Here is a 9361-nt window from a genome sequence, read left to right on the forward strand (position 1 = left end):
ACCGGGTCGTCGTCGGCGACGAGGGTCTCAACCTGGACCTGCAGGTCCGGGACCCGATCCATTGCGGTGGTCGTTCCGTACTACCAAGCGGTCGTTCGGTGCAACGGCACCTGGCGGTGCGGGCACTGATTCGCCTGACGTCCGTGCCGACCGCCTCGATCCCAGGAGCACCCCAATGACCCAGTCCTTCACCCGCTTTCCCGCCGTCGCGATCGCAGGCGTCGGTCTTGCTCTGACTCTGGCCGCGTGTGGCGGCGCCTCGGGTTCATCGTCCAGCTCGTCGTCCAGTACGTCGGTCAGTGCCTCGAGCGCCCCGTCCGGTTCGTCGACCTCGACCCCCTCGGCGCCGTCGGCGTCCGCATCCACCAACGCCCCTGCCGCCGCACCGATCTCAGCGCCGAGCAGCATCAACATCCCCAGCCTCAAGGAGGGTTCGTCGCTGCTGACCCTGGGTGCGACCGCCAACCGGGAGATCGTCGTACCGGACGACAAGCACGCCGACCAGGCCGGCTGGTTCACCGGTTCGCCGACACCCGGCGCGGTCGGCCCGGCGACCATCGTCGGGCACGTGACCAGTTCACGCGGGGGAGCGGTCTTCTACCACTTGGCCCAGATCAAGAACGGCGCCAAGGTGCAGGTGACCTTGAAGAGCGGCAAGGTCCTGACCTACGACGTCTACCGCGTCGCCAGTTTCCCGAAGGACGCGTTCCCCACCCAGGCGGTCTACGGCAATACCAGTGACCCCGAACTTCGCCTGATCACCTGCGGCGGTTCCTTCGACCCGGCGACCGGGCACCTGCGCAACAACACGGTGGTCTACGCCCGCCTCTCCGCATAAGCCTCGCCGGTGCGGTAGCCCGACAAGGCGGGATGCGGCTGCGGGCACTTACGTCAGCGATCGCGCGGCGCGCGCGGAAACGACCTGGCGGATCACGGCCAGCACGTCGGCGGAGTCCTCGATGCGGTGCGCGGCGAGAGTGTCGCCGGTGCCCACCTTGATCGTGACGTGCCCGTCACTCGCCGGAAGCACCTCGAACGCCCGCTCGTCGGTGCGGTCGTCGCCCAGGTAGCAGGTGACTTTCGACCCCACGTGCTCGGCGAGCGCGTGCAGGGCCGCGCCCTTGTTCGTGTCGAGGACGCCGATCTCCAGCACGTTCTTGCCGGCGATCACGTGAACGCCGGGAATCTGCCGGGCAGCCCCCTCGGCCGCCGCGATCGCGGGGGCCGCGACGGCGTCGTCCAGCCCGCGGGTGTGCAACGCCGCGCCGGCTGCCTTGCGCTCAACGCGGGTGCCGGGGTGCTGCGCCGAGACGCGTTCGAGCGCCTCGACGACGGTGCGCAGCCGGTCCGCGGCGGCGTCGTCCCACGCCTCACCGGTGTCCAGCGGGACGCTCGGCTGGGCGCCGTGCGAGCCGATCAGCACGATGGGCTCGTCCTCGGCGATTCCGGACAGGTGGCGCAGCGTCGCCAGGTCGCGGCCCGACACGATGGCGACGGTGGCGCCGTCCGACGCCGCCAGCTCGCGTAGGGCCTGCACCGAGCCGGGGATCGGCGCCGACGTCGACGGGTCGAGCACCAGAGGCGCCAGCACCCCGTCGAAGTCCGTGCCGTAGAGGATGCGGTCGTGCGCGGCGTACGCCGTGAGCGCGTCCCGCAGGGCCGGGTCGAGGTCCGTCATGACGCCGGACGCTCGGGAGCAGCCTTGAGCGCGTCCAGGAAACTGCCCGCCCACTTCTGGACGTCGTTGTCCAGCACGACTTTGCGCAACCGCTTCATCTGCGCCCGGCGTTCCTTCTCGGGCGCGTCGATCGCGGCGACGATGGTCTTCTTCAGGCTGCGGATGTCGTGCGGGTTGCACAGGAACGACCCGCGGGCGAGCTCCGTGGCGGCGCCGGTGAACTCGCTCAGCACCAGGGCGCCGTCGTCGGCGCAGCACGTGACGTACTCCTTGGCGACCAGGTTCATCCCGTCGCGCAGCGGCGTGACGAGGGCAACGTCGGCCGCGACGAAGAGCGCGATCATCTCCTCGCGCGGGAAGGACCGGTGCATGTAGGTGACGGCCGGCGAGCCGATTGGGGAGTACTCACCGTTGATCTGCCCCACGGTCTGCTCCACCTGCCCCCGCAGCGTGCGGTAGGCCTGCAGTCGCTCACGACTGGGCGTGGCCACCTGCACCAGCGTGACGTCGGCAGGGTCGAGGGTCTTCTCGGCCAGCAGCTCGCCGTACGCCTTGAGGCGGTGCCGGATGCCCTTGGTGTAGTCCAACCGGTCCACGCCGAGCAGCAGCTTCTGGGGATTGCCGAGGTCCTTGCGGATCTGGGCGGCACGTTCGCGCACCTTGTCGGAGTGCGCGAGCTCGTACACGTCGTGGGAGTCGATCGAGATCGGCACCGCCGCCGCTCGCGTCGTCCGCCCGTCGCCGTGCTGCACCACGTCACCGCGCACATGCACGTGCAGCAGCCGGCGGCAGGAGCGCAGGAAGTTCTCGGCATCGGCCGCACGCTGGAAGCCGAGGAAGTCCGCGCCGAGCAGTCCCCAGAGCAGATCCTCGCGGCCGGGCAGCTGCATGAACAGCTCCACCGGTGGGAAGGGGATGTGGTTGAACCACCCGATCCGTACATCGGGGCGCAGCTCGCGGACCATGGCAGGCGCGAGCTGCAGCTGGTAGTCGTGCACCCAGACCGTCGCCTCCGGCGCTGCCAGGTCGGCGATCTTCTGCGCGAAGCGCTGGTTCACCCGCTCGTACGCCGTGCGCCACCGCCGCTTGAAGGTCGCCGGCACGATCACGTCGTGGTAGAGCGGCCAGATGCTGTCGTTGCTGAATCCCTCGTAGTAGTCGACGTGTTCGTCGTCGCTGAGACCGATCGGGACCAGATACATCTCACTGTCCTCGAACGGCGCGGGCGGCTCGCCGGTCTCGCCCGCCCAGCCGATCCACGCGGCGCCCTCGCGCCCGCGCATCACCGACTCCATGGCCGTGACCAGGCCACCGGGACTCCGCGAGAACGTCACGTTGCCCGCGTCGTCGGTGGTCTGGTCCACCGGAAGCCGGTTTGCGGCGATGACGAAATCGAAGGTATCTGGGTCGGGCACGTAACACGCTCCTGCGCTGGGGATCCTCGGGCTGATCGTCGCACCCTCAGGTCTACCGCGTTCGCCGGGTCAGCACGCAATGCGCCCGCGTTGGCCCACGTCTGCGTCTTGTTCAAAATTAGGCGAGCTTTCCCTAGCTATGACGGAGTTCGCCGTTGCCACCGCCCGAGGGTCGCCGTCGGCGAGACGGTGCTGGGGCTGGGGGTGCTCGTCGTGGTGCCGTTCCTCACCGGTTCGGCCCGCGGCGAGGCCGGCACCGGCAAGGTCGGGCCGCTGGACGGTCGCACGCTCCTGATCGCCGCGATGCTCGCCCGGCGGCCTCGCGCACCGAGTGAACAGGCGCCGTGCCACGCCGCGCCGGGCACGCTCTCGCGCACCTCTCCCTGCGAGCACTTACGGTTGAACCATGTCTTCCGATCGCCGCGCCGATGCGTCACCGGGCGCCACCGGTGCATCGACCGACGCCGTTCGGCTGCCCACCGGGCCGACCCGGCAGATCCCGCACCAGAGCGCTTCGGCGTACGACACGATCGGTCCGTACCGGCTGCTCGGCAAGGTCGGCGAGGGCGGCATGGGTGTCGTCTACAAGGCGCTGGACCGCCGCGACCAGGTCGTCGCCCTCAAGGTGCTGCGTGCCCACATCGCCTACGACGACGGTGCCCGGGAGCGGCTGCGCCGTGAGGTCAACACGCTCTCGCTGGTGCGCTCCGCCCGGATCGGGTGGGTGCTCGACGCCGACGTCGACGGGGACCGCCCCTACCTCGTGACCCGCTACGTCAACGGTCCGCCGCTCGACGCCGTCGTCGAAGAGACCGGGCCGCTGCAGGCGGGCCCGCTCGCGGCGCTCGGCAGCGGCGTCGCGGAGGCGCTGCGCGACATCCACCGCGCCGGCATCGTGCACCGCGACCTCAAGCCCGGCAACGTGCTCATGGACGGCGACGAGCCGGTGCTCATCGACTTCGGCATCGCGCACGTCGCCGACGAGACCCGGCTGACCAGCACCGGTCTGGTGATGGGCACGCCTGGCTACCTGTCTCCCGAGATCGTCGAGGGGGGTGCTGTCACGGAGGCCACCGACTGGTGGGGCTGGGCGGCGACCCTGGCGTACGCCGCGTCCGGCACGCCCCCGTTCGGCCGCGGCCCGATGCATGCCGTCCTCGACCGGGTGTCGGAGGGCCGGGCCGACCTGCGCGGGGTGGATCCGCGGATGCGGCCCCTCCTCGCTGCGGCGCTCAGCCCGGAGCCCGAAGCCCGCCCCAGCGCGGCCGAGGTGCTCGAGCAGCTGCACGTCTACTCCACGGGCGGGCACACCACCGGTATCGCCGTCCGTCGCGCCACGCGGCCCGCCACCACCCAGCTGCCCGAGGGGCGCGAGAGTCCCAGGGATCGCGGGGGCCGTCGAGACGTCGCCCCCGGCCCCGAGGCGCCGCGCCGTACGGAGCCGAGAGGCGCTGCGCCCGCTCTGCCTCCGGTCGCCCGCACCCCGGATCCGACTCGGAACTATCAACCGGTCGCACGGCAGGGCGTCGAGCCCGGGTACGGCGCCACGCCGGCGCAGGAACCGTCGTACGCCGGCCCCGCGCGCTCGCACCTCGACCCGCGCATCGGACGGCCCGCTCGGACGGGGACCCTGGCGTCGCTCGCCGCCGCCGACGTGGGGCTTGCGGTCCACTGGCCGGTGCTGGCCCTGATCCTGACGTTCCTGTGGTCGTTCGCCGCGCGGTGGAACGATCGGGCGATCACCTCGATGGTGCTGCGCCGCTACAACTCCGGACCGCGCCGATCCGATCCGATGGTCGCGGTCGCGACCTCGCCGCTGCACGCCGTCATCGGCGCGTTCTCGGCGCTGCTGACGATGGTCGTCCCGTTCTTCGTCGGGGCGTGTGTCGCCGCCGGTACCGCCGTGGTGACCGCGCTGGCCCGACACGCGCCCGCCGCCGTGGACCGTCCGATCCCCATGGTGCTCGGCACCCTGGCCGGGTGCGCCGTGCTGTGGTGGGGCCCGGGCAGTGCCGGGATGCGCCGCGGGTCGCGCAGCATCGTGCGATCGGTGGCCCGCGAGCAGCTCGTCACCCGCGTCGTGATCGGGGTGTGTCTGGCGTTCGCGGTCATCGCGGTGCTCTACGGACTGGGCTCCCTGGACCAGGGCGTGAGCACGTTCCCGTACGCCGACACCTCACAGCTCCCACTGAGCGACGTTCTTCCTTCCCTGCCAGGTGGCTGAGGCAGCATGACGGGATCGCTCCGCTGAGGGTGGTGCCCGCACGTCCTGCGCAGGGGGTGTGCCACCGACCCGCGTGGTCCCCTGTGCACGCCAGGTGCGGTGCGGGACCATCGAACCCTTCCCCAACGACGTACTGGAGGTGCGTGAGACCCATGGCGCAGTACGGCCACGAGGCACCCCTGCCCGATCCGGATTCCGGAAGCTATCCGAGCCGCCAGGGCACCGACGCCCCGTTCGCCGAGTCGCCGTCCCACGGCTTCCCGGTGCAGCGACGGATGCGCTTCCTGCGCGGCGAGCCGGTCACCGAGCCCATGCCGATCGCGGACGCGCTGCGCACCTCGCCGTACCGCCACCCGGCGACGATGAGCGCACCGGAGAAGGACGACGGCACCCGCAAGGCGCTGGATCTCGCGGTGCGCGTGGGCGAGCTGTTGCTGCGCTGCGGTGCGGGCACCAGGGACGTCGAGGCCAGCGTGGTCGCGGTTGCCGCGGCGGCCGGGCTGCGGCGCCTCGAGGTCGACATCACCAACCAGTCGCTGCTGGTGCAGGCGCCCGGACCATCGGGAGAGACCGTCACGATGCTGCGCGTCGTACGGTCGAGCACCCGTGACTTCGCCCGGCTGACCGATGTGCACGTCATGGTGCAGGAGCTGACCAGGGGCGGCTTCACCGACATCGACGAGGCGCTGGGCAGGCTCAAGCGGATCCAGCGCAGTACACGGATCTACCCGCGCTGGTCGATCGCGGTGGGCTACTCGGCCCTGGCAGGGTCGGTGTGCGCGCTGCTCGGCGGCGGCAGCATGGCCATCGTCGTGGCCGTGTTGTCCGCCTTCGTCACCGACTATCTCGGGCGCCTGATCCGCAAGCGCAACATCCCGTCGTTCTACATCGACGCGGTCGGGAGCGCGGTGTCGGTGATGCTGGCCTGGTTGGGGTACCTGTTGGCCGCGAAGGGCGGTCTGGGGCTGCAGATGTCGACGTCCGACTTCGCGTACGCCGTCTCCGGCGGGTTGGTCGTGCTGCTGCCCGGACGTGCGATGGCCTCGGCGGTCGAGGACGCCATCACGGGGTATCCGGTGACCGGCGCGGGACGGTTGCTCACCGTCTTCCTGAGCGCCGCGGGCATCATCGTCGGGGTCGCCGGGGGCCTGTCCCTCACGCTCAAACTCGACTCGGCGCTCAACCTCGAGCTGACCTCCCCGGGGGCCCTGCACTTCGGATCCTCGAGCGCGACGCTCAGTCTGCAGTTCGTCTACGGCGCGGTCGGTGCGGCCGCCGGTGCGCTGACGATGCGCAGCAAGCCCCGGTTCATCCTGCCGACCGCCGTGCTCGGCAGCCTGGCGCTGGGGCTGTCGGGGCTGGCGCACCTGGTGTGGGCCGTCGGGGCGACCACCTCCATCGCGGTCGCGTCGGTGGCGGTGGGACTGCTCGCCCGCGTCATCGGCCTCCGACTCGGTGCGCCCGCGCTCGTGCTGGTGCTGCCGGCGGTCTCGCCGATGCTTCCCGGTCTGCGGATCTTCGAGGGCATGTACGACGCCATCGTCGGTTCGGTGATCGGCTCCGCCGCCTCCAACACCCAGAGCGCGGCGGCGTTTCCGACCCTGCTGGGCGCGGCGGGGGTCGCGCTCGCCATCAGCACGGGGGTCGTGCTCGGTGACGTGCTCGCCGCACCGCTGGATCGCAACGCACTGCGCCGCCGCCGAGCGCGCATACGCTGATCTTTCAAATAGAGCAAGCATTTTCGCCCGCGTGTCGCAAACCTCCGGTAACGTTTGCCGCCGCGAGCGATGTGATCACCAGTCACACGCACCTCATGCGTCACACGATCGCGGCCTGGATGGATCTGGATCTGCCACAACTTCATACCGTTCCACTCGCGCGTCCGGACGCCGAACCTCATCGGACGCACCGGCCCCTCACTCCCGAGGACGCCGGCCGAGGACGGGGGACCCAACAACGGCGGACGCCGTGCGTGTCTGCCTAGGGGTGAAGCCGGTACACCGGCCGGGCACCTGACAGCCCGAACCCGACAGCTCACCCCGTAGGCGTTCGTCAGGAAGGAACGCTGTTGCGTTACGCCCCCAAGCACGCTGCAACGAAACAATCGTCCATCACCGGACGGCGTACGGCCGGAGTCATGATGGCCTCCGCCGCCACCGTCGGAGCCGGTCTCGCCACGGCGGGTGCCGCCCACGCGGAGTCGCCGTACAACGTCTGGGACCGCGTCGCGACCTGCGAGAGCACCAACAACTGGACCATCGACACCGGCAACGGGTACTACGGCGGACTGCAGTTCTCGGCGAGCACCTGGACCGGCTTCGGCGGCTCGAAGTACGGCACCACCGCCAACCTGGCCACCCGTGATCAGCAGATCTACATCGCCCAGGCCGTGCTGCGAGCGCAGGGCCCCGGTGCCTGGCCGGTGTGCAGCGTGCGCGCCGGCCTCACCCGCGCCAACGGTCTCGCCGTGGTGGTCGACCCCGGCGCCGGCAACCCCACCCCCGCGCCGCCGCCCTCCCGCGGCACCGTCCGCAAGCTGGCCGTGGACGGCTCGATGGGCCCGCTCACCATCAAGGCCCTGCAGCAGTGGGTCGGCGTGTCGCAGACCGGGACGATGACCTACGGCACCCGGACCGCCCTGCAGCGCAAGGTCGGCACCACCCCCGACGGCGACGTCGGTCCCAAGACGATCGCCGCCCTGCAGACCAAGATCGGCATCAGCCGCGACGGCGCGTCGTACATGAACACGCGCACCGTCCGCGGTCTGCAGACCTTCCTGAACACGTACGTGCTGGTCTGAGCCAGCGTTCGCACCGCCCGTCCCTCTCGCAGGGGCGGGCGGTTCGTCGTGATGCGGGTGGATTGTCGCGGCGTCGCCCACGTTGTGGCCCGCTCGGCCCGCAACGCACGCCCTAGCGACGTGCGCGGGCTCGTTTTGGCCCGCTCGGCCCGAAACGTGCTGCACGGCAGAGTGATGGGCCTCGTTCGGGCCCGCTCAGTCCACAACGTGGGGTGCCCGCCCCCGTGGTCCGTGGTGGGGGTCGGCTTTGTCCACAGACCGCCCACGCGCGGGCGCTCGCTCCATCAGACTGACGCGATGACCGCGGTCGCCGTCGTCCTCGCTGCCGCGCTCGGCGCGGCGTACGGCGGGTGGCTGCGGCGTGCGCTCGCCCGTGGCGGCTACCGGCTCGTCGACGAGACCGGGCCGCTGCCCGCGCTCAGGTGGCTCGCGCCCGTCGCGGCGCTGGCGGCCGCCGGTGCCGTCTGGCACCTGGGGGACGTGCACCGCTGGGGACTGTCGGCGGCGTACGCCGTGCTGATCGCGGTCTCGCTCCCGCTGGCAGCGATCGACCTGGACGTGCACCGGTTGCCCGATCGCCTCACCCTGCCGGCGATCCCGGCGGTCGCCGTGCTGCTCGCGCTGGAGTGGGACGGCGGCCGGATGCTCCGGGCGCTGGTCTGCGCGGTGCTCGCCGGCGGGGTCTTCCTGCTCCTGGCGCTCGCGGTGCCCGGCGGCCTCGGACTCGGCGACGTGAAGCTGGCCGCCCTGCTCGGGCTGCCGCTCGGATGGTGGGGTTACCCGGTGCTGATCCAAGGGTTGGCGGGCGGTTTCGTGATCGGCGGGATCGTCTCGCTCGTGCTGGTGCTCGCGCGCCGGGCGACTCGCCATACCCACGTCGCGCTCGGCCCGTCGCTGCTCGTCGGTGCGCTGGGAGCGCTGCTCACCGCCACCTGAGACCGCCGGTACGATCGGTGCCGGTCCGCGCGATGTCGCGGACCTGCGCCGGTGTAGCTCAGTTGGTAGAGCGCCTCACTTGTAATGAGGATGTCGCAGGTTCGACTCCTGTCTCCGGCTCACGTATCGGATCGATCCCACCAGACGACGAGGGCTCTGATCGCGGCCGCGATCAGAGCCCTCGTGCGTTCTCGGTCAGCCGGTGGCGCCGGCCGGGGTGGTGGTCACCTTCGTGCCCTCCAGCTTGTTCGCCTTCATCGCGTAGGTGTTGGTGAACGTACCCCCGATCGTCACCTTCCCGACGTTGA

At 71.0% G+C, this 9361-nt stretch carries 7 protein-coding genes, 1 tRNA gene and 1 riboswitch; of the genes, 6 read left to right on the top strand and 2 right to left on the bottom strand.

Annotated features, from left to right (window positions below):
• Positions 1–175: 175 nt before the first annotated feature.
• Complete coding sequence (locus J4030_RS01880) at positions 176–838, top strand: class F sortase (protein WP_208047499.1); 663 nt, start codon at positions 176–178, stop codon at positions 836–838.
• A 48-nt stretch (positions 839–886) separates the two neighbouring features.
• On the opposite strand, the gene otsB is transcribed toward J4030_RS01880, so the two are convergent.
• Both otsB and J4030_RS01890 read right to left on the bottom strand, forming a co-directional pair.
• A complete protein-coding gene (gene otsB, locus J4030_RS01885) occupies positions 887–1678 on the bottom strand; it encodes a trehalose-phosphatase (RefSeq protein ID WP_208047500.1) in 792 nt (263 codons plus the stop codon).
• Positions 1675–3093 carry a trehalose-6-phosphate synthase gene (locus J4030_RS01890; protein ID WP_307864519.1) on the bottom strand — a complete coding sequence of 473 codons (1419 nt, stop codon included), beginning with the start codon at positions 3091–3093 and terminating at the stop codon, positions 1675–1677. The genes otsB and J4030_RS01890 overlap by 4 nt, the downstream gene beginning before the upstream one ends.
• Before the next feature lie 406 nt (positions 3094–3499).
• Here J4030_RS01890 and J4030_RS01895 point away from each other — a divergent pair, with 406 nt between their 5' ends.
• From J4030_RS01895 to J4030_RS01915, 5 genes are all read left to right on the top strand, one after another.
• Positions 3500–5317 carry a serine/threonine-protein kinase gene (locus J4030_RS01895; RefSeq protein ID WP_208047501.1) on the top strand — a complete coding sequence of 606 codons (1818 nt, stop codon included), beginning with the start codon at positions 3500–3502 and terminating at the stop codon, positions 5315–5317.
• A 152-nt stretch (positions 5318–5469) separates the two neighbouring features.
• The gene (locus J4030_RS01900; RefSeq protein WP_208047502.1) at positions 5470–7035 is read left to right on the top strand and encodes a threonine/serine exporter ThrE family protein; all 1566 of its coding nucleotides are present in this window, start codon (positions 5470–5472) and stop codon (positions 7033–7035) included.
• 201 nt (positions 7036–7236) lie between these two features.
• Positions 7237–7380, top strand: a riboswitch (cyclic di-AMP (ydaO/yuaA leader).
• 77 nt (positions 7381–7457) lie between these two features.
• Complete coding sequence (locus J4030_RS18205; RefSeq protein WP_279538044.1) at positions 7458–8117, top strand: transglycosylase family protein; 660 nt, start codon at positions 7458–7460, stop codon at positions 8115–8117.
• 297 nt (positions 8118–8414) lie between these two features.
• A complete protein-coding gene (locus J4030_RS01910) occupies positions 8415–9053 on the top strand; it encodes an A24 family peptidase (protein ID WP_208047504.1) in 639 nt (212 codons plus the stop codon).
• A 47-nt stretch (positions 9054–9100) separates the two neighbouring features.
• Positions 9101–9173, top strand: a tRNA-Thr gene (locus J4030_RS01915).
• Positions 9174–9361: the final 188 nt, after the last annotated feature.

Source organism: Allobranchiibius sp. CTAmp26 (genome assembly GCF_017565405.1).
Lineage (GTDB): Bacteria > Actinomycetota > Actinomycetes > Actinomycetales > Dermatophilaceae > Allobranchiibius.